At 63.9% G+C, this 23038-nt stretch carries 26 protein-coding genes; 8 read left to right on the forward strand and 18 right to left on the reverse strand.

The window, feature by feature from the left end:
- The first annotated feature begins 5 nt into the window (after nucleotides 1-5).
- The gene (locus tag AOT83_RS08455; RefSeq protein WP_030097296.1) at nucleotides 6-446 is read left to right on the forward strand and encodes an AAA family ATPase; all 441 of its coding nucleotides are present in this window, start codon (nucleotides 6-8) and stop codon (nucleotides 444-446) included.
- Between the two features lie 25 nt (nucleotides 447-471).
- Here the strand turns inward: AOT83_RS08455 and AOT83_RS08460 are convergent, their stop codons facing one another.
- The 3 genes from AOT83_RS08460 to AOT83_RS08470 form a co-directional block, all read right to left on the reverse strand.
- The gene (locus AOT83_RS08460) at nucleotides 472-1155 is read right to left on the reverse strand and encodes a DUF1361 domain-containing protein (RefSeq protein ID WP_057965470.1); all 684 of its coding nucleotides are present in this window, start codon (nucleotides 1153-1155) and stop codon (nucleotides 472-474) included.
- Nucleotides 1156-1188: 33 nt separating this feature from the next.
- Entirely contained in the window at nucleotides 1189-2142 is a 954-nt protein-coding gene (locus AOT83_RS08465; protein WP_057965469.1) for an alpha/beta fold hydrolase, read from the reverse strand.
- Nucleotides 2143-2236: 94 nt separating this feature from the next.
- Complete coding sequence (locus AOT83_RS08470) at nucleotides 2237-4072, reverse strand: acyl-CoA dehydrogenase (RefSeq protein ID WP_030097293.1); 1836 nt, start codon at nucleotides 4070-4072, stop codon at nucleotides 2237-2239.
- Nucleotides 4073-4342: 270 nt separating this feature from the next.
- Here AOT83_RS08470 and AOT83_RS08475 point away from each other — a divergent pair, with 270 nt between their 5' ends.
- Complete coding sequence (locus tag AOT83_RS08475; RefSeq protein ID WP_057965468.1) at nucleotides 4343-4912, forward strand: DinB family protein; 570 nt, start codon at nucleotides 4343-4345, stop codon at nucleotides 4910-4912.
- On the opposite strand, the gene AOT83_RS08480 is transcribed toward AOT83_RS08475, so the two are convergent.
- Entirely contained in the window at nucleotides 4909-6672 is a 1764-nt protein-coding gene (locus AOT83_RS08480; protein WP_057965467.1) for a serine/threonine-protein kinase, read from the reverse strand. The genes AOT83_RS08475 and AOT83_RS08480 overlap by 4 nt on opposite strands.
- Nucleotides 6673-6782: 110 nt before the next feature.
- Here AOT83_RS08480 and AOT83_RS08485 point away from each other — a divergent pair, with 110 nt between their 5' ends.
- Both AOT83_RS08485 and AOT83_RS08490 read left to right on the forward strand, forming a co-directional pair.
- Complete coding sequence (locus AOT83_RS08485) at nucleotides 6783-7745, forward strand: 2-oxoglutarate and iron-dependent oxygenase domain-containing protein (RefSeq protein ID WP_057965466.1); 963 nt, start codon at nucleotides 6783-6785, stop codon at nucleotides 7743-7745.
- 88 nt (nucleotides 7746-7833) lie between these two features.
- Complete coding sequence (locus tag AOT83_RS08490; RefSeq protein ID WP_057965465.1) at nucleotides 7834-8154, forward strand: hypothetical protein; 321 nt, start codon at nucleotides 7834-7836, stop codon at nucleotides 8152-8154.
- Between the two features lie 56 nt (nucleotides 8155-8210).
- Here the strand turns inward: AOT83_RS08490 and AOT83_RS08495 are convergent, their stop codons facing one another.
- Nucleotides 8211-9008, reverse strand: a complete 798-nt coding sequence (locus tag AOT83_RS08495) for a crotonase/enoyl-CoA hydratase family protein (RefSeq protein WP_030097288.1) — start codon at nucleotides 9006-9008, stop codon at nucleotides 8211-8213.
- Between the two features lie 28 nt (nucleotides 9009-9036).
- On the opposite strand from AOT83_RS08495, the gene AOT83_RS08500 reads away from it, so the two are divergent.
- Nucleotides 9037-9525, forward strand: coding sequence for a flavin reductase family protein (locus AOT83_RS08500; protein ID WP_030097287.1), 489 nt, complete (start codon nucleotides 9037-9039; stop codon nucleotides 9523-9525).
- Here AOT83_RS08500 and AOT83_RS08505 read toward each other — a convergent pair.
- Together AOT83_RS08505 and AOT83_RS08510 are read right to left on the reverse strand one after the other, a co-directional pair.
- Complete coding sequence (locus AOT83_RS08505; RefSeq protein WP_057965464.1) at nucleotides 9522-9956, reverse strand: tautomerase family protein; 435 nt, start codon at nucleotides 9954-9956, stop codon at nucleotides 9522-9524. The two genes, AOT83_RS08500 and AOT83_RS08505, sit on opposite strands and share 4 nt — an antisense overlap.
- A gap of 27 nt (nucleotides 9957-9983) precedes the next feature.
- A complete protein-coding gene (locus AOT83_RS08510; protein WP_030097285.1) occupies nucleotides 9984-10679 on the reverse strand; it encodes an SDR family oxidoreductase in 696 nt (231 codons plus the stop codon).
- 89 nt (nucleotides 10680-10768) lie between these two features.
- On the opposite strand from AOT83_RS08510, the gene AOT83_RS08515 reads away from it, so the two are divergent.
- Nucleotides 10769-11236 (forward strand): helix-turn-helix domain-containing protein, encoded by a 468-nt coding sequence (locus AOT83_RS08515; protein WP_030097284.1) that lies wholly within the window; start codon nucleotides 10769-10771, stop codon nucleotides 11234-11236.
- A 4-nt stretch (nucleotides 11237-11240) separates the two neighbouring features.
- Here the strand turns inward: AOT83_RS08515 and AOT83_RS08520 are convergent, their stop codons facing one another.
- The 9 genes from AOT83_RS08520 to AOT83_RS08555 all read right to left on the reverse strand — a co-directional run bounded on the left by AOT83_RS08520 (nucleotide 11241) and on the right by AOT83_RS08555 (nucleotide 18843).
- Entirely contained in the window at nucleotides 11241-11537 is a 297-nt protein-coding gene (locus AOT83_RS08520) for a metalloregulator ArsR/SmtB family transcription factor (protein ID WP_030097283.1), read from the reverse strand.
- 82 nt (nucleotides 11538-11619) lie between these two features.
- Nucleotides 11620-11775 (reverse strand): hypothetical protein, encoded by a 156-nt coding sequence (locus tag AOT83_RS27315; RefSeq protein WP_044105389.1) that lies wholly within the window; start codon nucleotides 11773-11775, stop codon nucleotides 11620-11622.
- Nucleotides 11776-11849: 74 nt separating this feature from the next.
- Nucleotides 11850-12458: an SRPBCC family protein gene (locus AOT83_RS08525; protein ID WP_057965463.1), complete on the reverse strand. Its 609-nt coding sequence runs from the start codon at nucleotides 12456-12458 to the stop codon at nucleotides 11850-11852.
- Nucleotides 12459-12482: 24 nt separating this feature from the next.
- Nucleotides 12483-13229: a succinate dehydrogenase/fumarate reductase iron-sulfur subunit gene (locus AOT83_RS08530; protein WP_030097281.1), complete on the reverse strand. Its 747-nt coding sequence runs from the start codon at nucleotides 13227-13229 to the stop codon at nucleotides 12483-12485.
- 1 nt (nucleotide 13230) lies between these two features.
- Nucleotides 13231-15144 (reverse strand): fumarate reductase/succinate dehydrogenase flavoprotein subunit, encoded by a 1914-nt coding sequence (locus tag AOT83_RS08535; RefSeq protein ID WP_030097280.1) that lies wholly within the window; start codon nucleotides 15142-15144, stop codon nucleotides 13231-13233.
- A 45-nt stretch (nucleotides 15145-15189) separates the two neighbouring features.
- Nucleotides 15190-15999, reverse strand: coding sequence for a hypothetical protein (locus AOT83_RS08540; RefSeq protein WP_030097279.1), 810 nt, complete (start codon nucleotides 15997-15999; stop codon nucleotides 15190-15192).
- Nucleotides 15996-16268 carry a hypothetical protein gene (locus tag AOT83_RS08545; RefSeq protein ID WP_030097278.1) on the reverse strand — a complete coding sequence of 91 codons (273 nt, stop codon included), beginning with the start codon at nucleotides 16266-16268 and terminating at the stop codon, nucleotides 15996-15998. Before AOT83_RS08545 ends, AOT83_RS08540 begins: the two co-directional genes overlap by 4 nt.
- Nucleotides 16269-16378: 110 nt before the next feature.
- The gene (locus AOT83_RS08550; protein WP_346424252.1) at nucleotides 16379-17419 is read right to left on the reverse strand and encodes an isocitrate/isopropylmalate family dehydrogenase; all 1041 of its coding nucleotides are present in this window, start codon (nucleotides 17417-17419) and stop codon (nucleotides 16379-16381) included.
- An 8-nt stretch (nucleotides 17420-17427) separates the two neighbouring features.
- A complete protein-coding gene (locus AOT83_RS08555; RefSeq protein WP_030097276.1) occupies nucleotides 17428-18843 on the reverse strand; it encodes an NAD-dependent succinate-semialdehyde dehydrogenase in 1416 nt (471 codons plus the stop codon).
- Nucleotides 18844-18993: 150 nt separating this feature from the next.
- On the opposite strand from AOT83_RS08555, the gene AOT83_RS08560 reads away from it, so the two are divergent.
- Nucleotides 18994-20199, forward strand: coding sequence for an aminotransferase class III-fold pyridoxal phosphate-dependent enzyme (locus tag AOT83_RS08560; RefSeq protein WP_109394542.1), 1206 nt, complete (start codon nucleotides 18994-18996; stop codon nucleotides 20197-20199).
- Nucleotides 20199-20693: a DUF3830 family protein gene (locus AOT83_RS08565; RefSeq protein ID WP_030097274.1), complete on the forward strand. Its 495-nt coding sequence runs from the start codon at nucleotides 20199-20201 to the stop codon at nucleotides 20691-20693. Before AOT83_RS08560 ends, AOT83_RS08565 begins: the two co-directional genes overlap by 1 nt.
- 7 nt (nucleotides 20694-20700) lie before the next feature.
- Here AOT83_RS08565 and AOT83_RS08570 read toward each other — a convergent pair whose 3' ends face one another.
- Both AOT83_RS08570 and AOT83_RS08575 read right to left on the reverse strand, forming a co-directional pair.
- Nucleotides 20701-22092 (reverse strand): amidase, encoded by a 1392-nt coding sequence (locus AOT83_RS08570; RefSeq protein WP_057965461.1) that lies wholly within the window; start codon nucleotides 22090-22092, stop codon nucleotides 20701-20703.
- Entirely contained in the window at nucleotides 22085-22951 is an 867-nt protein-coding gene (locus AOT83_RS08575; protein WP_199347690.1) for a D-2-hydroxyacid dehydrogenase, read from the reverse strand. Before AOT83_RS08575 ends, AOT83_RS08570 begins: the two co-directional genes overlap by 8 nt.
- Between the last annotated feature and the right edge of the window lie 87 nt (nucleotides 22952-23038).

The following is a 23038-nucleotide window of genomic DNA, read 5'->3' on the forward strand; positions in this document are numbered from 1 at the left end:
CAGATGTGGCGCGGGTGTTGGTGACGGGCATGTCGGGAACAGGGAAGAGCACGCTGCTGGCGGAGCTGGCGCGTCGCGGATTTCGGACCGTCGACACCGATTACGACGGCTGGACGCTGTCTGACGGCGGCTGGGACGCTGTCAGGATGGCGGCGCTGCTGAGCCGGTATCCGGATGTCGTCGTGTCCGGAACCGTGGACAACCAGGTGGACTTCTACGACAGCTTCGGCCACGTGGTGCTGCTCAGCGTGCCGTTGGAGGTTGCCATCGCACGGGTGAGCTCTCGTACCGACAACCCCTACGGTCGAACCGAAATCGAGCGTGCCGAGATCGCCCGGTACACGGACGAGGTGGAGCCGCTGCTGCGCCAGAGCGCCACCGTGGAATTGGATGGGCGCCTTTCCGTGGCCGAACTGGCCGAACGCGTCGGGGCATTGGCGCGGTGATGTGTGAGACGGGGCCGAAAGGCTGCTAGACGGGCACCTTTGCGGCATTTGTTGGCACGGGGTCCTTTTCGGAATTCTCGTCGGGAGCCGATAGCGACCACACGGTCAGGTAGGCCAGCCCGAAGAACGCGGCGACCGCCACGGCCACACCGGTGTGGGCCACAAACGCGAACGGAGAGCTGACCCATTCCAGGGTGCTCGCGGCGACCGCGCCGGGACGGTGAATCAGGTCCCAGGAGTTCCAGCGCTGGAAGCGGCCGATCACCACGCCGACGGCGCACAGCCCGACCGAGACGACGACGACTATCCATCCGGTGACAATGCCGAAATCACGCTGAATTCGCCGGTGTACCAACCGCAGTGAGACCACGCCGAGGATGATCCCGGTCCAGGCCGCGACGCCGTACTGCAGCACATGACGCCAGAATGCGATGCCGTCGATGAGGTGCACCAGATCGGTGACCAGATACGGTGCGTTGGGCAAGAATGCGAGCCACACCAAGCCAATCGGTATCAGCCAGATCTTGCGCCGGACGGCAGAGAATGCCAGTGCCGCGAAGACGGGAAGCCACGCCAGGAACAGATTCCAGATGAGAAACCGGGTGGGGTAGAACAGGGGCGCCGCCGGATCGGTGACCCCGAGCAGGAAGGTCAACAGGCTGGTTGCGACCAGCGAGAGAACCAGCACGGCACGTCGGGCTTCGGTCATGCGTCAAGTTTGCCCGAAGATTGACCGAAGCGGTCAGCCGGCGACTGCGCGGATGAATCCGACCGCCGCCTCTTCGAGTTGCTTCAGTCCAGGATCCTCCAGCGGGTAGTGCCCGGCCTGTTCGAGCGGCACCACTGTCACCGGAACCTTGGTGATGGGGTCCAGCACGGGCCGGCTGAATTCGTAAGGGGTCCAACGGTCTTCATCGGGCTGGGTGAGGAGGATGGGACAGACATCGAAATTGGCGGGTTCGACGGCGGGTGCGTAGCTCATGTACTCGGCCAGGAATTTCACGCTGACCCAGTTGGCGGCGGACGTGCGGTCCTTCATGAAGATCTTCATCGCTGCCCGGCTGTTGGCCAGTGTGCTCATCTTCGCGGCCAGCCACATGGGGTAGCGCACCCGCCGGGCCGGTGTCTTGGCGGCGAGCCGCAGAAAAGGCACCCCGACGCGTGCGGTGAGCAGGTCGTGGGCGGTGCCGTCGGCCACCTCACGCACTCGCTGGTCCAGGAACGTCATGCCGATGATTCCGCGCACCGTGTCACGCGGCGCCTTGGCCGCGACGTGGTAGGCGAGCATCCCGCCGGCGCTCAGCCCGTACAGCACGATGGGTCGCACGTCGCGGCGGCGTTCGTACTCCAGATAGTCGACCACCAGGTCCACCCAGTCGCCGTATCCCGGTACCGAACCCGGCGCTACATCGGTGAGCCCATAGCCGAGATTGTCGATCGCGATCGTCTCGAAGCCCCTGCTCGCCAACGGCGCACCGAGGATCAGCGACATCTGACGGCCGTTGGTGCCGACGCCGTGCAGCAGCACCACCTTCACCGGTGCCGCGGGATTGGGGTACCGGTCCAGGTGCACCTGGTTGCCACGCCAGTCCCAGAACTCCTCGTGCGGTGCCGTCGACTCATCCAGGCGCAGCCGCTCGGGAAGGAGCATCTGGAGGTCTTTCCACGCGTGCTGGTCGCGGTAGTAACGAGGCATACGGCAACCTTAGGTGGGGTGTGATCACGGCGGTACCCCGGAATGCAGAAGGCCCCCTGTTCCCGGAGGAACAGGGGGCCTTTGCGTTGCTGAATCAGAAGGCGGCTTCGTCGAGCTCCATGATGTCGTTGTCGACGTTCTCCAGGATGGCCCGGGTAGAGGTCAGCTGCGGCAGCATGTTCTTGGCGAAGAACGAGGCAACCGCGATCTTGCCCTCGTAGAAGGACTTCTCGGCGCCGGTGGCGCCCGCGTCCAGAGCCTCGATGGCCACGGCGGCCTGACGCTGCAGCAGCCAGCCGATCAGCAGGTCGCCGACGCTCATCAGGAAGCGCACGGAGGCCGTTCCGACCTTGTAGACCTGGGTGATTTCCTGCTGGGCGGCCATCAGGTTGGCGGTCATGGTCGCTGCCATGCCCTGCACGTCTTCCAAAGCCGTTGCGAGCAGCGCACGCTCGGCCTTCAGGCGGCCGTTGCCGGTCTCGCTCTTGACGAACTCTTCGATCTGACCAGAGACGAAGGCCAGCGACTTGCCCTGGTCCTTGACGATCTTGCGGAAGAAGAAGTCCTGGGCCTGGATCGCCGTGGTGCCCTCGTAGAGCGAGTCGATCTTGGCGTCACGGATGTACTGCTCGATCGGGTAGTCCTGGAGGAAGCCGGATCCGCCGAAGGTCTGCAGGCTTTCGGTGAGCTTCTCGTAGGCACGCTCGGAGCCCACACCCTTGATGATCGGCAGCAGCAGGTCGTTGAGCCGTACCGCTTCCTCGGCCTCCACACCGTTGATGGCCTTGGCGGCCACGGCGTCCTGGAAGGTGGTGGCGTAGAGGTACAGCGCGCGCAGGCCCTCGGCGTAAGCCTTCTGGGTCATCAGCGAGCGACGCACGTCCGGGTGGTGCGTGATGGTGACGCGGGGAGCAGTCTTGTCGGTCAGCTGCGTCATGTCCGCACCCTGCACGCGGGTCTTGGCGTACTCGAGCGCGTTCAGGTAACCGGTCGACAGAGTCGCGATGGCCTTGGTGCCCACCATCATGCGGGCCTGCTCGATGACGTCGAACATCTGGGCGATGCCGTTGTGCACCTCGCCGACCAGCCAGCCCTTGGCGGGAACGCCGTGCTGGCCCAGGCTCAGCTCACAGGTGGCCGAAACCTTCAGGCCCATCTTGTGCTCGACGTTGGTGACGAAGACGCCGTTGCGCTCGCCCGGCTCGCCGGTCTCGAAGTTGGGGATGAACTTGGGCACGAAGAACAGCGACAGACCCTTGGTGCCGGGGCCGGCACCCTCGGGGCGGGCCAGCACCAGATGCATGATGTTCTCGAACATGTCATCGGAGTCGGCCGAGGTGATGAAGCGCTTCACACCGTCGATGTGCCAGGAACCGTCCTCCTGCTTGACGGCCTTGGTGCGGCCGGCGCCCACGTCCGAACCGGCGTCGGGCTCGGTGAGCACCATGGTGGCGCCCCAGCCGCGCTCGGCGATGAATTCGGCCCACTTCTTCTGCTCATCGGTGGCGACGTTGTAGAAGATCTGCGCGAAACCGGCACCGCCGCTGTACATCCAGACTGCGGGGTTGGCGCCGAGGATCATCTCCTGGATGGCCCACATGAGCGAGCGCGGAACCGGGCTGCCGCCGAGTTCTTCGATCAGGCCGAGGCGATCCCAGCCTGCATCGGTGACTGCCTTGACGGACTTCTTGAAAGCTTCGGGGATGGCCACCGAGTGGGTCTCCGGGTCGAAGACCGGCGGGTTGCGGTCGCCTTCAGCGAAGGAATCGGCCAGTGGCCCCTCAGCGAGGGTGCGCATTTCGGAAAGGAACGTGCGAGCGGTCTCTTCGTCCAGCTCGGGGTACTCCTCACCACCGAATACCTGCTGAATGTTGAAGAGCTCGAAGAGGTTGAACTCCAGGTCGCGGACGTTCGACTTGTAGTGGCCCATGTGCGTCATTGCCTTTTCTCGTGGGTCTAACTGGGTCTCGTGGGGCTGTTCTGATATTCGGTTGGGTTCTTACTACTGATTAAGTTACCCACCGGTAACAACTGAACTATACCGCTGAGTAGCGTATGACAAAAGTCCTGGCCTTGTGGTTGTTGTCACAATTAGATATCGCAGGTCAGGGGGCATTTTTCACGGTTCCGGGCGAGTGATGTCGGACCGGTGGTGTTGGCTTATGCGTGCCAGCTCACAGCCCCTGAGAGGAACCCCCGTATGCCTGCCATGCCTCCGCCCGTCGCGACCGAATTGGACGGGCTGGTCGAGTACATCGCCCAGCAGCAAGATGCGTTCCGGATCGTGGCCTTCGGATTGACGGACGAGCAGGCTCGCCTGACCCCAACCGCGGGCACTCTTTCTGTCGGTGGGTTGATCAAACACGTCACCAACATGCAGCGCGCGTGGATGGACAAGATCGTCGCTGCGCCCGACCCGGGACCGGACCGACAGCGGGCCGACGACGAGTTCACCTTGCGTGAAGACGAGACGCTTGCGGGGGCACTGGCGGCGTTCGCCGCGCAGAGTGAAGCGATCCTCGCCGCGATCAAGGACAAGGGGCTGGAGACTCCGGTGCCTGTTCCGTCGGCGCCGTGGTTTCCCAAGGACGTCGACGCGTGGAGTGTGCGATGGGTGGCCCTGCACCTCATCGAGGAGTTGGCCCGGCACGCCGGCCACGCCGACATCATCCGTGAGTCCGTCGATGGCGCAACGATGTACGAGCTGCTGGCGGCCGCCGAGGGCTGGGAGCCCACGGATTGGCTCACACCCTGGTCTCCCAAGAACTAGCGGCCGTAACGCAGGATCTTCATGGCGGTCGCGAAGTTCAGGGCGGTCGCGCTAAGAGAGCCTGCCGCGTCGTTTCGGTTCGACGCACCGCTGGCCAGGATGTACACGAGCAGGCCGCGAACCACATTGAATGACACGTGCTGCCGAATGCTGTTCGCTCCGGATGGAAACATGAAGCACGATTCCGTTGCGGTGAGCTCTTTTTGGCCATTCTGGACCGGAGCCGGCTCATCGAACTCGAACGAGCATCGCCACGTGGTACTCGCGCCGGGGATCGTGTACGCGACCGCGTCGCACCTCTTTAATGCGTCGGAGGTGCCGTCCGGGGAGAGGGCATCGGATGCCGGGACAACCCGGATCAGGATCTCCCTCTCGGGCTTCTTGCGATCACGCAGATACAACGTCGGTGTCTCACGGCCCTGGGCGCGCAGCGCCCACACGGGATCAATGGTGTTGCACCCCACTGGGGTCCCACCAATGATGGTCGCCGCACCGGGCGCCACGGCCGGGTTGAACTCGCCCGACCTGAATGTGGGCGAGGGGTTCTTCTCCCATCCGTCTGGATAGTCGAACTGGCCAGGCAGCAAGGTGTCCAGGACGGTGTTGGGTTGTCCGGCAAGTGATTCACCCGGCTTCACCACCGAGGCGGTCGCGCCAGACGAGGGAGCGGGTTTACCCCCACCATGGCGGGGCCAGATCACGACAGCGACCACCGTCGATGCGGCCAGCAGGGCGATGGTGCCGACAATCGCCACGATGCGTCTGTGCTTGACCAATGTTCGCGCGGAGTCTGTCGGCGTGGCGGGGTTCTGTACGAGATGGGGTGCGGGCCGCGGCGTCACGGTGGATACGGGTTGGGTCACGGTCTGCCGGTGCTGATGCGGGTCGGCCAGAATCTGTTGCGCGGCCTGGGCAAACTCCCCGGCACTTTGATACCGATCGGCGGGATTCTTGGCCATCGCCTTGGCGATCAATGCGTCCATTGACTCGGGCACAGAGGCGAACTGGGAGATGCGGGGCGGCGGCGCCGAGAGGTGTGCATTGATAACCGCGGGTAGCGAGCCCCCGGAGCCAAATGGTGGTTGACCCGTGAGCATCCGAAAGAGCGTGCAGCCCAAGGCATACACATCGGCGCGCCCGTCGACCGCGGCGCCGGACAGCACCTCCGGTGCCGCGTACCCGATCGTGGCGGTCACGTTCCCCGCGGAGGTAACCGAGTTGCTGTCGTCGAGCGCGCGAGTGACACCGAAGTCGCCCAACATGATTCGCCGATCGCCCTCGGACAGCAGGATGTTGGCCGGCTTCACATCGCGGTGTACCAGACCGCGGGCATGCAGATAGTCGAGCGCCTTGGCCACCTCGCTGATGATGTGAATGGCGCGGGTGAGCGACATGCGTCCGTTCCTCGACTCCGAGTGCGCATCGCTGCCCTGGACGTATTGCATGGCAATCCACAGATCGCCCTCGGGCGTTTCGCCTCGGTTGTGCACCGTGACGATGTTGGGGTGATCCAGAGACGCGGCCAGCGAGGCCTCGCGCATGAATCGGGCCCGGAAGTCAGGGTCGCGTGAGGCCTGGGCGTTGAGGATCTTCAGAGCCTCGGGACGTTGCAAATTCGGATTGGCGGCCAGGTACACGGTGCCCATGCCGCCGCGGCCGAGGACGCGCTCGACCTGGTATCCGGATATGACCGTTCCCGGCGGTAGGTCTCCAGGTTGCTGGCTATCTGGACCCGACGGCGGCATCTCCGATGACGTCATTTCCCCTGTGCGTCCCTCTCGCCCGGCCGTGTGGTCATCGTACTTGTGATATTTCCTCATGGCGGTCAAGACGGTGGCCCCCGCGAGGCCGGACGGGGGACCATGGGGGCATGGTTGAGCTACCCGTCGTAGACCTTTCCGGCGACCCGGATCGGTTGCGTGCGGTGCTGCGCGAGGTCACCCATGAGGTGGGGTTCTTCTATCTCACCGGCCACGGTGTCTCGCCGCGGCTGGTGGACGAGGTGTTGTCGGCCGCCCGCAGGCTTTTCGCGCTGCCCGCGGAGGACAAGGATGCCATTGCCATGGTGCGCAGCCCCCATTTTCGTGGGTTTACCCGGTTGGGCGGAGAGTTGACCGGCGGGCTGACCGATTGGCGTGAGCAGATTGATGTCGGGCCGGAACGTCGGGCGACTGCGCGCGGAAAGGATCTCGATTACCTGTGGTTGCAGGGGCCCAACCAGTGGCCGAAGGGGGTGCCCGAGCTAAGAGCAGCCCTCGCGAGCTGGGACGCTGAGCTGGCTGCGGTGGGGCGAAAGCTACTGCGGGAGTGGGCCATTGCTCTTGGGTCTGCGGATGGAGTGTTCGACGAGGCTTTTGGCTCTGAACCTGCGACCCTGATCAAGGTCATCCGGTACCCGGCCCGCGGCACTACCGACCAGGGAGTGGGTGCGCATCGCGACTCTGGTGTGCTCACCTTGCTGCTGGCCGAACCGGACGTGGGCGGACTGCAGGTGGAGGTGGACGGCACTTGGGTGGAGGCGCCGGGGCGGGCGGGTGCATTCATCGTGAACATCGGTGAGCTGCTCGAGCGGGCGAGCGGCGGGTATCTGCGTGCGACGCGCCATCGCGTCACGCTGACGGGCACGCCCCGGATCTCGATCGCCTACTTCTTCAATCCCAGGCTTGACGCGCGTATCCCGACGCTGGATCTCCCGCCGGAACTTCGGGCGCGGGCTCGAGGTGCGTCGACGGACCCGGACGATCCGATCCATGCGACCTACGGCGAGAACGCCTGGAAAAGCCGGCTACGGGCGCATCCCGATGTGGCGGCCGCGCACGGGCATCTGCGCTAGCGATCGTCGGATTTCCCTCCGCGAACCTTTTGTGCTCGAAATACTCGGGTTGTGGCAAACTATTGCCAGATACCGAGGAGGAGGAGCTATGCGGACGATTTGTTCGGTAGTCGCGGGGGTTGGTGTGGCGGCGGTGCTGGTTTCGGTGTTCGCCGCACCCGCTGCTTCGGCGGTGCCGGGGGAGGGCCCGGTTGCCGTTCAGTGTCAGGTCTATGCCAACAACAATTTCGGCCCACCTGGGTTTGGCCCGGGAAGCATGCCGGGCATGGGTTTCGGCATGAAGCAGTGGGCTGGCTCTGTGATCGGCCACGGAAGTAACGAGCCTGAAGCCCGGCAGGATGCGGAGCGTCAGATGTGGGGCCCGTACGGCATGGCGCCCGAGCTCCGTGACTGTGTGCCTGCGGCGTAACGAGCGAAGCAAAGATCACGGGGCCAAGGGCCGAGTAGGCAACCTCTTACAGAGGGCTAGATACTGCGGGCCTTGAACTGAGGTTCGGTCTTATCGATGCCGGCCTTGCGTGCGATGGCGAAGTTGGGTCCCCGCATGAGCCGCAGTTGCAGGCGTCGCTCCAGGCCAAACGCGCGGCGCGGGACCATGGACCATGCCTTGTCGAACAAGGTCTTGGTGGCTGCCACCGAATCGGGGGAGCGCGACAGGATCTGGTCGATGAGTTCGGCGGCGTCGGCCTCGGGGTCGGCGCTTACCTGGGTCACCAGTCCGATTTCCTTGGCGTAGAAGCCGTCGAACATCTCACCGGTCATGGTGAGCCGTTTGGCGGTGTCGATTCCGATCAATTGACTCAGCGTGACGCTTCCGGACATATCGGGGATCAGGCCCCACTTGGCTTCCAGGATCGAGAACTCCGCATCGGGTGTGGTGAACCGGAAGTCGGCGGCCAGGGCCAACTGAAGCCCGCCGCCGTAGCAACGGCCGTGGATGACGGCGATCACCGGGATGCGCAACCGGCGCCAGGCCCAGCACGCCTCCTGAAAACCATTGGTACCCAGCCAGGGGAGCGGAATGAAGTTCGCGACGACGCGCGCCGGGTCCTTGCCTGCGGCCGCGAAATCCAGCCCGGTAGAAAAGGCGTCCCCCTCACCGGACAACACCACCACACGGATCGAGGTATCTGAGGCAATATGGCGGGCGGCGGCAGTCAGCCCGTTGAGCATGTCGAGGGTGAGTCCGTTGAGCTTCTCGGGCCGGGACAAGGTGACGCGGGCTACCTCGCCGTCGACGCGTAGGGTCACATGTGACGTCATGAAGCAAGACTAGAGGTGACATCCAGTTATGACGAGCGATACCACTTTGGACGCGGCGACGCTGCGCGAGGCATTCGGGCACTTCCCGACCGGCGTGGTTGCCATTGCTGCCGAGATCGGTGGAACGCGAACCGGATTGGCCGCCAGCACGTTTGTGCCGGTTTCCCTGGATCCGCCGCTCGTGGCGTTCTGCGTTCAGAACTCTTCGACAACGTGGCCCAACCTGCGGGTGGCCCCACGTCTGGGTATCAGTGTGCTGGGTGAGGCGCATGACGATGCTGCCCGCACGCTTGCCGCCAAGACCGGCGATCGGTTCGCGGGCCTGGACACCTCGACCACCGAGAGCGGTGCCGTGTTCATCGGCGGCACCACCGCCTGGATCGAGACCTCCATCCAGTCCGAGGTGCCTGCCGGTGACCACGCGATCGTCATCCTCAACATCCACGGATTGACCGTGCACTCCGCAGTGGCTCCGATCGTGTTCCACCGCAGTAAGTTCCGCAAGCTGATTGGCTAGACGGGCGCCGGGTAAGGACTGCTCCGGTTGGTTCGGGCCCAGTCACGTTCGGCGTCGGAGTTCATCGGCGGCGGCACCAGTCCGTTGATCATCCAGAGCTCCTCGCTGGTCTCGTCGATGTGAAACTCCCAGTGCAGGTCCGCCCGGTCCAGATGCGGTGCCAGGACGCCGCCGAGGTGCTGGGTGATGCGCTCGCGCCCGGCTTTGTCGGGCAGCGTCCGTGCGATGTGATCCACGACGATCCGTACCGCGTGTGTGGTGGGTTCTCCGCCGACGTAGAAGTCGGACGGTGGGATCTCCTTGAACACCGTGACCACGTAGAACCGCGGAAGCCCGACAGTGACGTATACCTCGGTGATGCTCGTGGCCAGATCGGCTTTTTCCTTGTCGGAAAACATGTTTGGCGTGTGGTAGATAGTCCAGAGGGGCATGTCGATCTTCTCCTGGTGGATGCGAGGTCAGTGGCCGGGACGGTAGGCGAGATTCTCGACAGGGCCCGATAGCTGCGACTTCACCTGCGCGGTGAGCTCGTCGGTCAACACCTCGTTATCGCCCTTCTCCAGTGCATCGATGATGCGTGCTGCGATCACGCCGGGCGGTGTCTTCGGAACGTCGAGGGCGGACACCATGTCGGTGTCGATGAATCCCGCGTGTACGCCCAGCACGTGTGTGTGCTGTGGTTCCAGCTCCAGGCGCAGGGTGTTGGTCACCGACCAGATGGCCGCCTTCGACGCACCGTAGGCGCCGGCTCCGCCCAGCCAGGAGAGCACCGAGTGGATGTTGATGATCGCTCCGCCACCGTTGGCCTTGAGGATCGGCGCGAACGCCCGGATGACCCGCAGCGGGCCGAAGACGTTGGTCTGGAACGTCGCGTCCACCCGATCAAGGTCGCCGGTGAGCAGCGAATCGGGATGCAGCACACCGGCGTTGTTGACCACGATCTCGACGTCGGTGAGCTCACGGGCCAGCGCTCGCACCGATGACTCGGAGGCCACCTCGAGCTGTTGGGGAATCACCTGCGCGCGCGGGTCCTCGAAGGGTTGGCGGGCGGTGCTGTAGACCTTGCGCGCTCCGCGGCTCAGTACCTCGTCGACGATGGCTGCGCCCAGTCCGCGGCGCCCTCCGGTGACCAGTACGACCTTGTTCTCGACCATCCCTATCTCCTAACTAACGATTACGTTAGTTAGGACGCTAGCGGGACTAGCTGAATAACGCAAGCGTTAGTTACAATGGCCCGGTGACCATGGAGTTCGAGCGGCTGCTGCAGGACCGCTCCCGCTGGAACACCGATGCGTGTTCGATCGGGAAGGCCCTGGACTTGCTGGGCACCAAGACCGCATTCCTGATCGTCCGCGAATGCTTTTACGGCTCAACCCGATTCGACGAGTTTTCCGAGCGCATCGGAGTATCTGCCCCGGCGGTGTCGCGTGCACTCAAGCAGTTGGAGGCGGCGGGCGTCATCGAGAAGGTGCCTTATCGCGAGCCCGGTCAGCGGGAGCGGGACGGGTACGTGCTGACCCGGATGGGCCAGGATCTGCTTCCGGTACTGCTGTCCCTGCTCAAGTGGGGGGACGAGTACCTGCAGGATGGGCACAAGCCGCTGGAATTGATCGACAAGAAGACCGGGCGGGAAATCGATGTTCAGGTGACATCGCGCCCGGGTCAGCAGCTGGGTGCCGAAGGCATCGAGGTCAGGTGGGCGGGGCGTTAGACCGCTAGGGCAGGTGTCCTTCCAGTGCGTCCAGGTGCCCGCTCCAGAAGTGCCGGTATGGGTCGATCCACTGGTCGATCTGGACCAGGCCATCGGCACGCAGCGCGTAGATCCGGCGTTGTGCATCCGGCCGGGCGTCGACCAGGCCGGCCTCGCGCAGCACGCGAAGATGCCGCGAGACGGTGGGCTGTGTCAGGCCGGGCAGTGTCGCGACGAGTTCTCCGGCGGTCCATTCCCCGCCGGCCAGCGCATCGAGCAGAATCCGGCGGCTTGGCTCCGCCACCGCTTCGAAAACGTCCATGCGTCGAGTATTGCACTCTATCTATATAGACACAATGCTATATAAAGGATCGTCATCATCACGCCCCGGCCGCTGATACGGCCTAGGGGCGTTTGGCGAGTTCCTCTTGGTATCCGCGGATGCGATCACGGAGTTCGCGCGCGTCATCCGCGCGATCTTCGCGATCGGCGAGATCGGCGCGCAACGAAAGCTCCTTGATGGCAGTGCGGATATCCGCGACGCTCACAGTGTCACCCATATTCCGATGTTGCCCGTGTTGCCCGAATTGGGCATTGGCAACCAGTCACAAAGTCCCGCGCAACAACTTGGAGTTCAGCGGCGCCCGATGATCGCGCGGAGCTTGCCGATCTGCCACTTGGCCACCGGACGCACGAGTGGTGCGGCCAGGCGCAGCGGGAGCCAGCCCACCCATTTAGGGGTGCCGCCCACATGCCAGGTGAGCCGGGTGCCGCCGGTGCCGTTATCTGCCACTTCGAAGATCTCCGCAGCCGAATCCAGAACCAGCGGAACAGAACATGCGGTGATGGTGACGCCCAGTGTGCGGTTGGGTTCGTTGACGACGATCTGTTCGGCCAACACCCCGAAGGTGTTGACGAATGCGCGCTTGGTGCCCACCTCTCGCAATGCCGTACCGGCGTAGTCCACACCCTTGGAGAACGGGACCCAGCTCATGAACCGCTCGTCGAGCAGGGCCTTGAACACGCGATCGGGAGGGTAGAAGAAGTCGCGCTGGACCGAGAGTGCGAAGGAGGCGTCGGAAGCCAGATACTCATGCAGCTGATCGGCGGCTACGGGGGTGAGATTGAACCGAGCGGCCGAGATGCCGCCCGCAGCAAGAATTGCCAGCAGGATCAAGCCCGCGACGGCACCTGCGGCTGCCAGGCAGACAACGGCGATGACGATGACGAGCCAGGTTTCCATGCGCTTCTCCTGTGCAAGACCCGGCTAGCGGCGGAACAGCTTGTTGCCCAACCAGACGATCGGGTCGTACTTGCGATCGGCGATCCGCTCCTTCATAGGGATCAGCGCGTTATCGGTGATGTGGATGCCTTCGGGACACACCTCGGTGCAGCACTTGGTGATGTTGCAGTAGCCCAGGCCCAGTTCCTCCTGAGCCACCTCGCGCCGATCGGCAACGTCGAGTGGGTGCATCTCCAGCTCGGCCACCCGCATCAGATAGCGCGGTCCGGCGAAAGCCTTCTTGTTCTCCTCATGGTCGCGCACCGCGTGGCAGGTGTTCTGGCAGAGGAAGCATTCGATGCACTTGCGGAACTCCTGTGACCGCTCTACATCTTCCTGCTGCATCCGGTACTCGCCGGGTTTCAAGCCCTTCGGTGGGGTGAATGATTGGACTTCTCTGGCCTTTTGGTAGTTGAACGACACGTCGGTAACCAGGTCGCGAATCACCGGGAAGGCGCGCAGCGGCGTCACGGTGATGGTCTCGGATTCATCGAATGTCGACATCCGGGTCATGCACATGAGCCGCGGACGGCCATTGATCTCGGCCGAGCAGGAGCCGCATTTTCCGGCCTTGCAGTTCCAGCGCACCGCCAGGTCCGAGGCCTGTGTGGCCTGGATGCGGTGGATGATGTCGAGCACGACCTCGCCCTCGCTCACCGGAACGGTGTAGTCGATGAGCTCACCGCCGTCGTCATCGCCTCGCCAGACCTGGAGGTGCGCGTCATAGCTCACGTCAGGACTTCCTTCCTGGGTGCTCTGCCAGTTCTTCGGGCGTGAAGTATTTCTCCAGCTCGCCGATCTCGAAAAGTTCCAAAAGATCTGGGCGTAAGGGGATCTGCGGCTCGGGCGTGACGAGTACATCGGGTACCGCCGGATCTCCGCCGGTGGTGCTGCAGACCAGCAGGGTCTTGCGCCAGGTGGCATCCATGTCCGGATGGTCATCGCGGGTGTGCCCGCCTCGGCTCTCGGTACGCAGCAGCGCCGCCTTGGCCACGCACTCACTGACCAGCAGCATGTTGCGCATGTCGATGGCCAGGTGCCAGCCCGGATTGAACTGTCGGTGCCCTTCCACCGCAACGTGTTTGAAGCGTTCCTTGAGCTCGTTCAGCTTGACCAGGGCCTGTTCGACTTCCTCTTCCTTGCGGATGATGCCGACCAGGTCGTTCATGGCCTGCTGCAAGTCGGTGTGCAGTGTGTACGGATTTTCGGCACCCTCGGCCGCCGGGTCGCCGAAGGGCGCCAGCGCCAGGGCGGCAGCCTTGTCGACGTCGGCCTCGGTGATCTGTGGGCGGGAGGTGAGTCCCTTGACGTAGTCGGCGGCTCCCAGTCCGGCGCGCCGTCCGAACACCAGCAGGTCGGAAAGGGAGTTGCCGCCCAACCGGTTTGACCCGTGCATGCCGCCGGAGCATTCACCCGCTGCGAAGAGACCGGGCACCGTCGCGGCTCCACTGTCGGGATCGACCTCGATACCGCCCATCACGTAGTGACAAGTCGGACCGACTTCCATGTCGTCCTTGGTGATGTCCACCTCGGCGAGTTCCTTGAACTGGTGGTACATCGACGGCAGCCGCCGCTTGATCTCTTCGGTGGGGATGCGTGAAGCGATGTCCAGGTACACGCCGCCGTGCGGAGTGCCGCGGCCGGCCTTGACTTCGGAGTTGATGGCCCGGGCGACCTCGTCACGGGGCAGCAGGTCAGGGGTGCGCCGTGCCGAGTCGTTGTCCTTGAGCCACTGGTCGGCTTCTTCCTCGGTCTCGGCGTATTGACCCTTGAACACCGCAGGGATGTAGTCGAACATGAATCGCTTGCCCTCGGAGTTCTTGAGCACTCCGCCGTCGCCGCGCACGCCTTCGGTGACCAGGATGCCTTTCACCGAGGGAGGCCAGACCATGCCGGTCGGATGAAACTGGATGAACTCCATGTTGATCAGCGTGCCGCCGGCGCGCAGTGCCAGGGCATGACCGTCACCGGTGTACTCCCAGGAGTTCGATGACACCTTGAACGACTTGCCAATGCCGCCCGTGGCCAAAACCACTGCGGGAGCCTCGAAGAGGATGAACCGGCCCGATTCGCGCCAGTATCCGAACCCGCCGGCGATCCGGTCCCCGTCCAGGAGCAGGTCGGTGATGGTGCACTCGGCGAAGATCTTGATACGTGCCTCGTAATCACCGGTTTCGGCGAAATCTTCCTGCTGTAGCGAAACTATCTTCTGCTGCATGGTGCGGATGATCTCCAGGCCGGTGCGATCGCCGACGTGCGCCAGCCGCGGATAGGTATGGCCACCGAAGTTGCGCTGGCTGATCCGGCCATCCTTGGTGCGATCGAACAACGCGCCATAGGTTTCCAGCTCCCAGACCCGGTCCGGGGCCTCCTTGGCGTGCAACTCGGCCATCCGCCAGTTGTTCAGGAACTTGCCGCCGCGCATGGTGTCACCGAAGTGCACCTGCCAGCTGTCCTTGTCGTTGGCATTGCCCATCGAGGCGGCGCAACCGCCTTCGGCCATCACGGTGTGTGCCTTGCCGAACAGGGATTTACAGACGACCGCGACCTTAAAGCCCTGTTCACGTGCCTCGATGACGGCGCGTAGTCCGGCGCCACCGGCACCGATCACGACTACGTCGTATTGGTGCCGTTCGAGTTCAGCCATTAATTAACCCCAGTTTGTTTGCGAGGATGAATATGAATGTGATTGTTAACCAACGAATCTCAGGTCGGAGATGGTGCCGCTGGCCACCAGCATGACGTACAGGTCGGTGAGGATCAGCGTGCCCAGCGTGATCCAGGCGAACAGCATGTGCCTGGTGTTGAGCTTGCTGACCTGTGTCCATATCCAATACCGGACAGGGTGTTTGGAGAAGTGCTTGAGCCGCCCGCCGGTGACATGCCGGCAGGAGTGGCAGGAGAGCGTGTACACCCACAGCAGAACCACGTTGGTCACCAAGATCACGTTGCCCAAGCCGAATCCGAAACCGCCGGTCTTTTCCGAATGGAAGGCGACGATGGCGTCGTAGGTGTTGACGAGCGAGATGATCGCCGCGGCGTAAAAGAAGTACCGGTGAATGTTCTGCATGATCAGCGGCAGCTTGGTCTCGCCGGAATACTTTGCGTGGGGCTCGGCCACCGCGCAGGCGGTCGGCGACTGCCAGACCGACCGGTAGTAGGCCTTGCGGTAGTAATAGCAGGTCAGCCGGAAGGCGAGCAGGAACGGCAGCGAGATGAAGGCCATGGGAATGAACCACGGCAGATCACCTACCCAATGCCCGAAATGGCTGGCCCCGGGGGCGCAGGCAGTGCTGACGCATGGTGAATAGAACGGCGTCAGATAGTGATACTGCGGCACCCAGTACGCGCTGCCCCAGAAAGCGCGCACAGTGGCGTAGATGACGAATGTCGCCAGCCCGAGGTTGGTGAGTAATGGTGCGAGCCACCACTTGTCAGTGCGTAGCGTGCGCTGCTGAATCTGGGCACGCGAAGGCGAGAAGACCCCGGTGGCTTGACTCATCTGTAGCCACCAACTCCTTCGTCGTCGATATCGCCCCAGAACTCCCGGTCGTACTCGGTGTCGGGGATTTGGATCTTCTCGTTGCTCGCGAGCCGGTGCTCATGAGGCGAGAGATCCAGATCGGCGGCGTCGATATCCAGCCGCTCTACGTCATTGACGATGCGGCGCACGGCCGGCAGGTCGCCATAACGAGACTGCAGAGAGTGGACACAGCGGCGCAGGCTGCCAAGTGCTTGGTTGAGCTCGGTGAGCTCCGTCTTCGTCGACATCGGACTCCTTGGGCTGAAGGTGTCGTGGATCACAGGCTACGACAACCATCTTGCCAGGACAGCCGAACGGAAAGTGACACAAGTCACTGATGTCGTCAGTTAATTCAAGATCACCGAGCAGTTTCGGCGATTGCTGTGCCGAGCTGCTCGGTGGTGTCGCTACCTCCGAGATCGGGCGTGCGAACGCGACCTTCCTCCAGTACCTGGTCGACGGCGAGACGAATCTTGTTGGCCGCGTCAGGCTCGTTCAGATGGTCCAGAAGCATGGCGCCGGCCAGTATCTGTGCGATGGGGTTGGCGATGCCCTGGCCGGCTATGTCGGGTGCCGAACCGTGCACCGATTCGAACATGGAGATGGCGGTTCGTTCCGGGTTGATGTTTCCGGATGCCGCCAGTCCCAGGCCTCCGGTAACCGCCGCCGCCAAGTCGGAGAGGATGTCGCCGAAGAGGTTGGATGCAACGATGACGTCCAGGCTGCCGGGATCGCTGATCATCCGGGCGGCAAGAGCGTCGACGTGCATCGACACGGAGGGAACCTGTGGGTACTCGGCCGCCACCATGTTGAAGATGCTGTCCCAGTAAGGCATTGAATGAATGATGCCGTTCGATTTCGTGGCCGAGCAGACGCGGAATCCGGCAGACGCGGCCAGCTCGAATGCGTACCGGATGATGCGCTCGCACCCGATGCGCGTGAAAACCGATTCCTGAAGCGCGAATTCGTTCTGATTGCCGCGGTTGTGAATGCCGCCGATTGGCGAGTATTCGCCCTCGGTGTTCTCGCGCACGATGACCATCGAGAGGGCATCGGCAGATACTCCGGCCAGAGGCGAGGCGATACCGGGCAGCAGACGTACGGGTCGCAGGTTCACGTACTGGTTGAAGGCGCGCCGCAGCGGGATGAGCAGTCCCCATAGCGAGACGTCATCGGGCACGCCCGGATACCCCACCGCGCCAAGCAGAATAGCGTCGAATCCGGCCAGCGTCGCGGGTGCGTCGGCGGGCATCATGGCGCCGGTGTTGGCGTATCTCTGGCAGGAATAGTCGAATTCGGTCCATTCGATGCGGCCGCCGGTGGCGGCGTCCATCACCTTGACGGCCTCCCTGGTCACGTCGACGCCGATCCCGTCTCCCGGAATGGTCGCCACATTCATCCGGGCGTTCATACGGCCGCGCCGATGTACTTGGTCTCCAGGAACTCCTCGATTCCCGCGAAGCCCCCTTCCCGTCCGATCCCGGATTGTTTGACGCCGCCGAAGGGGGCGGCGGGGGTGGACACGACGGGCCGGTTCAGCCCCACCATGCCGGTCTCCAATTGCTCGGAAACCCGCCATCCGCGTCGGGCATCATTGGTGTACAGGTATGCCACCAAACCGAATTCGGAGTCATTGGCGCGGGCGATCACTTCCTCCTCGGTGTCGAAGCTCGCTATGGCGGCCACTGGGGCAAAGATTTCGGTCCGCATCATGTCGCTGTCATCGGGCACGTCGGTCAGCAGGGATGGAGGGTAGAAGTATCCGGCACCGTCAGGAATCTCGCCGCCCAATCGCACTGTGGCACCGCGCTTCCGGGCGTCCGTGACCAGCCGGTCGGCCTTGGCCACCGCGTCTGGGTCGATCAGCGGGCCGACATCGACACCGGGTTGTGTGCCGCGTCCCATATGCAGCGCCCCGAGCTTTGCGGTGAGCGCCTCGGTGAACGCTCCGGCGACACCGCGCTGCACGTAAATCCTGTTGGCAGCGGTGCAGGCCTGGCCGATGTTGCGCATCTTGGCGATCAGCGCGCCGGCGGCGGCCTCTTCGGGGTCGGCGTCGTCGAACACGATGAACGGTGCGTTTCCGCCCAATTCCATCGAGGTGCGTTTGACGGTAGGTGCGCACTGCGTGAGGAGGTAGCGGCCCACCTCGGTGGATCCGGTGAAGGAGAGCTTGCGCACTCGGGGGTCGGCAAGCAGGGGTGCCATGGTCGGTCCGGGGTCGGCGGTGGTGATCACCGATACCACCCCGTCGGGAACTCCGGCTTCGCGCAGGATGCCGAGTAGGGCGAGCATCGACAGTGGCGTCTGTTCGGCCGGTTTGACCAGACAGGTGCAGCCCGCGGCCAATGCGGGGCCGATCTTTCGGGTGCCCATGGCCAGCGGGAAGTTCCACGGCGTGATCAGCAGGCAGGGGCCCACCGGGCGGTGGGTCACGATCAACCGTGATCCGCCGTCGGGTGCCAGCATCACGCCTCCGTCCTGGCGTACCGCTTCGCCGGCAAACCAACGGAAAAACTCTGCCGCGTAGGTGACCTCGCCGCGTGACTCGGTGAGGGGCTTGCCCATCTCCAGGGTCATGAGCAGGGCCAGGTCTTCGGTGCTTTCGATCATCAGCGTGTAGGCACGCATCAGTATGTCGGCGCGCTGCTGCGGCGAGGTCGAGGCCCAGGAGCGTTGGACGGCAACCGCATTACTCAACGCGGTGAGTGCGGCGCGGCCGTCCATGTTGGCGACATCGGCCAGCACCTCTTCGGTCGAGGGGTCCACGACGGGGAAGGTAGGGCCGTGGCGGAGCTGCTGGGAAAGCGCGGCGGCGACCACCGCGCTTTCGGTGGACAGGGGGGTAGACACTGCGCCTGGATGCATGCCACCATGCTAGGGAGATTGTCAACAATCGACAATAGTTCTGAGTATGTCAGTGGAAGGGATGCCGTGACTGCGTTATCGCCCGTGCTCAAGCAGGCCACCTCGGTGGTGGCGGTGCGAGGCCAGGGTTGCTATCTGTATGACGAAAGTGACCGCGAATACCTGGATTTCACTGCGGGTATCGGTGTCGTGAGTACGGGTCACTGCCATCCTCGTGTGGTCGAGGCCGCGCAACGGCAGGTGGCCACGCTCATTCACGGGCAGTACACCACGGTGATGCATCGACCATTGCAGAACTTGGTGCGCCGTCTTGGTGATGTGTTGCCTGCGGATCTAGATTCGTTGTTCTTCGCCAACTCGGGCAGCGAGGCCATCGAGGCCTCCGTGCGGTTGGCGCGGCAGGCCACCGGCCGCCCGAACATCGTTGTGTTCCAAGGTGGATTTCACGGACGTACCCTGGCCGCGGCCACCATGACCACCTCGGGGCCACGATTCTCATCGGGAATCGGCCCCTTGATGGCCGGCGTGTACACGGCTCCGTTCCCGACGGCGTATCGGTATGGCTGGAGCGAGACCGAGGCCACCCGGTTCGCGCTGCAAGAGCTGGACTACCTGTTCGCCACCGCGACGGCACCCAATCAGGTGGCAGCGCTGGTCATCGAACCGGTGTTGGGCGAGGGCGGTTACATCCCCGCCAACACCGAGTTCCTCAACGGCGTCGCCGAACGCGCTCGCCAGCACGGCATCCTGCTGGTGGTTGACGAGGTGCAGACCGGATTCGGCCGCACCGGAGAGTATTTCGGCCATCAGCACTTTGGCGTGACGCCAGACATTCTGGTGATGGCCAAGGGAATCGCCAGCGGGTTCCCCATCTCGGGTATCGCGGCCTCTGCCGAGCTGATGGGGCGTGCCTGGCCCGGTTCGCAGGGCGGAACCTATGGCGCCAATGCCGTTGCCTGTGCGGCTGCGCTGGCCACCCTCGACGTGATCGACGAGGAACGGCTCGTCGAGAACGCTCGGGCGCGTGGCCGGGAGCTTCTCGACGGTGCGCGAAAGATCGCTGCCGAGAGAGGGATTGACGGTGATGTGCGCGGTCTGGGGTTGATGGTAGGTGTGGAGTTCAGTGTGGACGGCAGGCCTGCGGCCCAGCTCGCTGCCCGGGCCCAGGCGTTGGCGGCCGAGAAGGGGCTGCTCCTGCTGATGTGCGGTCCACATATGAATGTGGTGCGGATGATTCCACCCCTGGTAGTGACGGCCGATCAGATATCCGATGCCCTGGGCATCTGGAGCACCGTGTTGGCGGAGCTGTGATGGATCGCTACATATCCATCACGCTGACCAAGCGGGGCGTCACGTGCCGTGCCCGGCTGCTCGACGCTGAGGCACCGAGAACCTGTGAAACGGTATGGAACTCACTGCCGGTCGTAGGTCAGGCATACCACGCAAAGTATGCGCGCAACGAGGTGTACACCCTGTTGCCGCCATTACTGCCGGCGCCCGGCCGGGAGAATCCAACCATCACCCCGATCCCCGGGGATGTGTGCTTCTTTGGGTTCGAGCCATGGGAGATCGGTAACCCCGCCTACGGGTACGAGCCGGGATCGGAAGCGCATTCGGCGCAGGGCGCCACCGATCTGGCGATCTTCTATGGCCGCAACAATCTGCTGATCAACGGGGACGCCGGATGGGTGCCCGGGAATGTGTTCGCGACCATCGAAGAGGGTCTGGCCGATATCGCGGCCGCCTGCCAGGATCTGTGGCTCACCGGCGTTCAGGGCGAGCAGTTGGCCTTCGCGCGGGCTTAGTTTGGGCCTAGCCCGCGAGCACCCGCTCGGCGAAATGGCCGACCGCCAGCACCAGGTCGTCACTGTGCCGCGGGCCGATGATCTGCATGCCGACCGGCAGCCCCGTTGAGGTGCGGCCCACCGGAATCGACAGGGCCGGCTGCTGAGTCATGTTGAACGGGTAAGTGAATGGTGTCCACTGTGCCCACCAGCGCATCCCTGAGTTCGGCGGGACGTCGGCGCCCAACGGGAACGCGGGGATCGGCACGGTCGGGGTGATGAGCACATTGTGGATCTCGTGGAAAGCACCCATGATGGCGCCCAGTTCTACACAGGCGTTGCGTGCTCCCAGATACTCGGTGGCGGAGGCCTCAAGGCCGATGTCCCACATCTGGGCCAGCCCTGGATCTATCCCGTCGCGTACCTCGCTGAGGGTGCCATAGTTGTTGAGACTGGCGGCTGCCCCTGCAGCCCATAGGATTTCGAAGGCATCGATGGGGTCGGAGAATCCCGGATCTGCGTGGGTCACGGGCAACCCGGCCTCGTCAAGGGCGTTCACCGCGTTTTCGACCAGGTCGGCGACCTCGGGATCGACGTCGGCGTAGCCGAGCGTGGGTGAGTAGGCGATATCCAGGCCTGTCATATCCCGGTAGACCTGCGAGCGGTAGGTGGTGAGGGTGGGCGGCTGCGAGGTGGGGTCGCGGTGGTCCGGCAGGCTGATGATGTCCATCAGTAGCGCAGCGTCTTCCACCGTGCGAGTTATCGGGCCACCGTGTGCCAGCGGCCCGAAGGGGCTGATCGGGTACATCGGGACCCGGCCGTGCGTGGGTTTGAAACCGACTACGCCGCAGAAGCTGGCGGGTATCCGGATGCTGCCCCCACCATCGGTGCCGATGGACATCGGGCCCATGCCGGCGGCCACCGCAGCCGCGCTGCCGCCGGAAGACCCACCTGCCGTGCGGCGCGGGTCGGCCGGGTTATGGGTGATTCCGCGCTGACGGCTATCGGTAACCCCCTTCCAGGCCAGCTCGGGCGTGGTGGTCTTGCCGACCATGACCATGCCGTCGGCCCGGATGCGATGTACAGCGGGGCTATCTGCCTCCCATGGGCCAGCCGGATCGACTAGGCCCGAGCCCCGCAGGGTCGGCCAGTTCTGGGTCAGGAAGACGTCCTTGATGGAGATCGGCACCCCGTCGAGTAGTCCACGGGTGTAGTGACCGTGCCATCGCTCCTCGGATTGTGTGGCCGCTGCCAGAGCGGCTTCCTCGTCGACGAGGCAGTAAGCATTGATGGCGCTGTCGGTTTGGGCGATTTTGGACAACACCGCGGCTGTCGCCTCCACCGGAGACAGTTCACCCGAGGTGTACGCGGCCACCAGCTCCAGAGCGGTCATCTCGGTGGGATCGGTGGGTTCATGCATTGCGGTGCATCCTGTTCTTGTCGACGATATTCAGAAGTTCCTCGCCACGCAGATAGCGGTCGAAGTTGGCGACAAACTGGTCCTGAAGACGGTCGGTCCATCCGTGTACATCGCCGCTGTTATGCGGGGTGATGTACGTATTCGGTGTGCGCCACAGAGGGTGTCCCACCGGCAGCGGTTCGGGATCGGTGACGTCCAATGCGGCCCCGGCAATGGCTCCCTGATTCAGTGCGGACACCAGATCCCACGTGCCCACCAGTTCGCCGCGGCCCACATTGATCAGCCGGGCTGTCGTTGGCATCGCCGAGAGCACGCGTGCGTTGACGATTCCGTGCGTGCTCGCGGTAAGCGGGGCGGCGAGCACCAGATACTCGACATCGGCTACATGGGAAGACAGCTCGGCGGATTCGGTTCTGCCGAGCACGGTAACCCGCATGCCCACCGCGGCCAAGAGGGCGGCGATGGCCTGGCCGATCGGTCCGGTACCGAGTACCGCTACGGGCACGCCTTCGATGGATTCTGATTCGAAATGGCGCCAGCTCAACGCGGCCTGGGCGCGCGTGGAACGGCGAATGTCCTTGGCGAAAGCCAGGATCTGTGCCAGCACGTACTCGGCGATGGGGCGCTCGAACAGACCGCGGGAATTGGTCAGTACCACGTCACTCTCGACGAGTTCATCGAACAGCACCGGATCGGCACCCGTGGCCGCGATCTGCACCCAGCGTAATGAGTCTGCGGCGGACCATGTTTCGCGCAGCGCCGAGGAACGAAAGTCGTAGACGAAGAGGATCTCGGCTCCGGGCAGCGCCGTGGCGAGTTGGTCCGATTCCACTAGTCGTAGCTCAGCGGACGCGGCCATGGTGTCGAGTCGGTCCGGTACCGAATTAGGTGAGTGTTGCACGGCCACCACTGGTCTTCGCGCAAGCTGCTCATCCGCGAGAATCGG

Origin of the sequence: Mycobacteroides sp. H001 (genome assembly GCF_001440005.1) — a bacterium.
GTDB classification, from domain to species: Bacteria; Actinomycetota; Actinomycetes; order Mycobacteriales; family Mycobacteriaceae; genus Mycobacterium; species Mycobacterium gwanakae.

Coding starts and splice junctions, on each gene's coding strand:
- AOT83_RS08460 (WP_057965470.1), bottom strand. CDS start 1,155: ATGACCGAAGCCCGACGTGCCGTGCTGGTTCTCTCGCTGGTCGCAACC.
- AOT83_RS08465 (WP_057965469.1), bottom strand. CDS start 2,142: ATGCCTCGTTACTACCGCGACCAGCACGCGTGGAAAGACCTCCAGATG.
- AOT83_RS08470 (WP_030097293.1), bottom strand. CDS start 4,072: ATGGGCCACTACAAGTCGAACGTCCGCGACCTGGAGTTCAACCTCTTC.
- AOT83_RS08475 (WP_057965468.1), top strand. CDS start 4,343: ATGCCTGCCATGCCTCCGCCCGTCGCGACCGAATTGGACGGGCTGGTC.
- AOT83_RS08480 (WP_057965467.1), bottom strand. CDS start 6,672: ATGACGTCATCGGAGATGCCGCCGTCGGGTCCAGATAGCCAGCAACCT.
- AOT83_RS08485 (WP_057965466.1), top strand. CDS start 6,783: ATGGTTGAGCTACCCGTCGTAGACCTTTCCGGCGACCCGGATCGGTTG.
- AOT83_RS08490 (WP_057965465.1), top strand. CDS start 7,834: ATGCGGACGATTTGTTCGGTAGTCGCGGGGGTTGGTGTGGCGGCGGTG.
- AOT83_RS08495 (WP_030097288.1), bottom strand. CDS start 9,008: ATGACGTCACATGTGACCCTACGCGTCGACGGCGAGGTAGCCCGCGTC.
- AOT83_RS08500 (WP_030097287.1), top strand. CDS start 9,037: ATGACGAGCGATACCACTTTGGACGCGGCGACGCTGCGCGAGGCATTC.
- AOT83_RS08505 (WP_057965464.1), bottom strand. CDS start 9,956: ATGCCCCTCTGGACTATCTACCACACGCCAAACATGTTTTCCGACAAG.
- AOT83_RS08510 (WP_030097285.1), bottom strand. CDS start 10,679: ATGGTCGAGAACAAGGTCGTACTGGTCACCGGAGGGCGCCGCGGACTG.
- AOT83_RS08515 (WP_030097284.1), top strand. CDS start 10,769: ATGGAGTTCGAGCGGCTGCTGCAGGACCGCTCCCGCTGGAACACCGAT.
- AOT83_RS08520 (WP_030097283.1), bottom strand. CDS start 11,537: ATGGACGTTTTCGAAGCGGTGGCGGAGCCAAGCCGCCGGATTCTGCTC.
- AOT83_RS27315 (WP_044105389.1), bottom strand. CDS start 11,775: ATGGGTGACACTGTGAGCGTCGCGGATATCCGCACTGCCATCAAGGAG.
- AOT83_RS08525 (WP_057965463.1), bottom strand. CDS start 12,458: ATGGAAACCTGGCTCGTCATCGTCATCGCCGTTGTCTGCCTGGCAGCC.
- AOT83_RS08535 (WP_030097280.1), bottom strand. CDS start 15,144: ATGGCTGAACTCGAACGGCACCAATACGACGTAGTCGTGATCGGTGCC.
- AOT83_RS08540 (WP_030097279.1), bottom strand. CDS start 15,999: ATGAGTCAAGCCACCGGGGTCTTCTCGCCTTCGCGTGCCCAGATTCAG.
- AOT83_RS08545 (WP_030097278.1), bottom strand. CDS start 16,268: ATGTCGACGAAGACGGAGCTCACCGAGCTCAACCAAGCACTTGGCAGC.
- AOT83_RS08550 (WP_346424252.1), bottom strand. CDS start 17,419: ATGAATGTGGCGACCATTCCGGGAGACGGGATCGGCGTCGACGTGACC.
- AOT83_RS08565 (WP_030097274.1), top strand. CDS start 20,199: ATGGATCGCTACATATCCATCACGCTGACCAAGCGGGGCGTCACGTGC.
- AOT83_RS08570 (WP_057965461.1), bottom strand. CDS start 22,092: ATGCATGAACCCACCGATCCCACCGAGATGACCGCTCTGGAGCTGGTG.
- AOT83_RS08575 (WP_199347690.1), bottom strand. CDS start 22,951: ATGGCCGCGTCCGCTGAGCTACGACTAGTGGAATCGGACCAACTCGCC.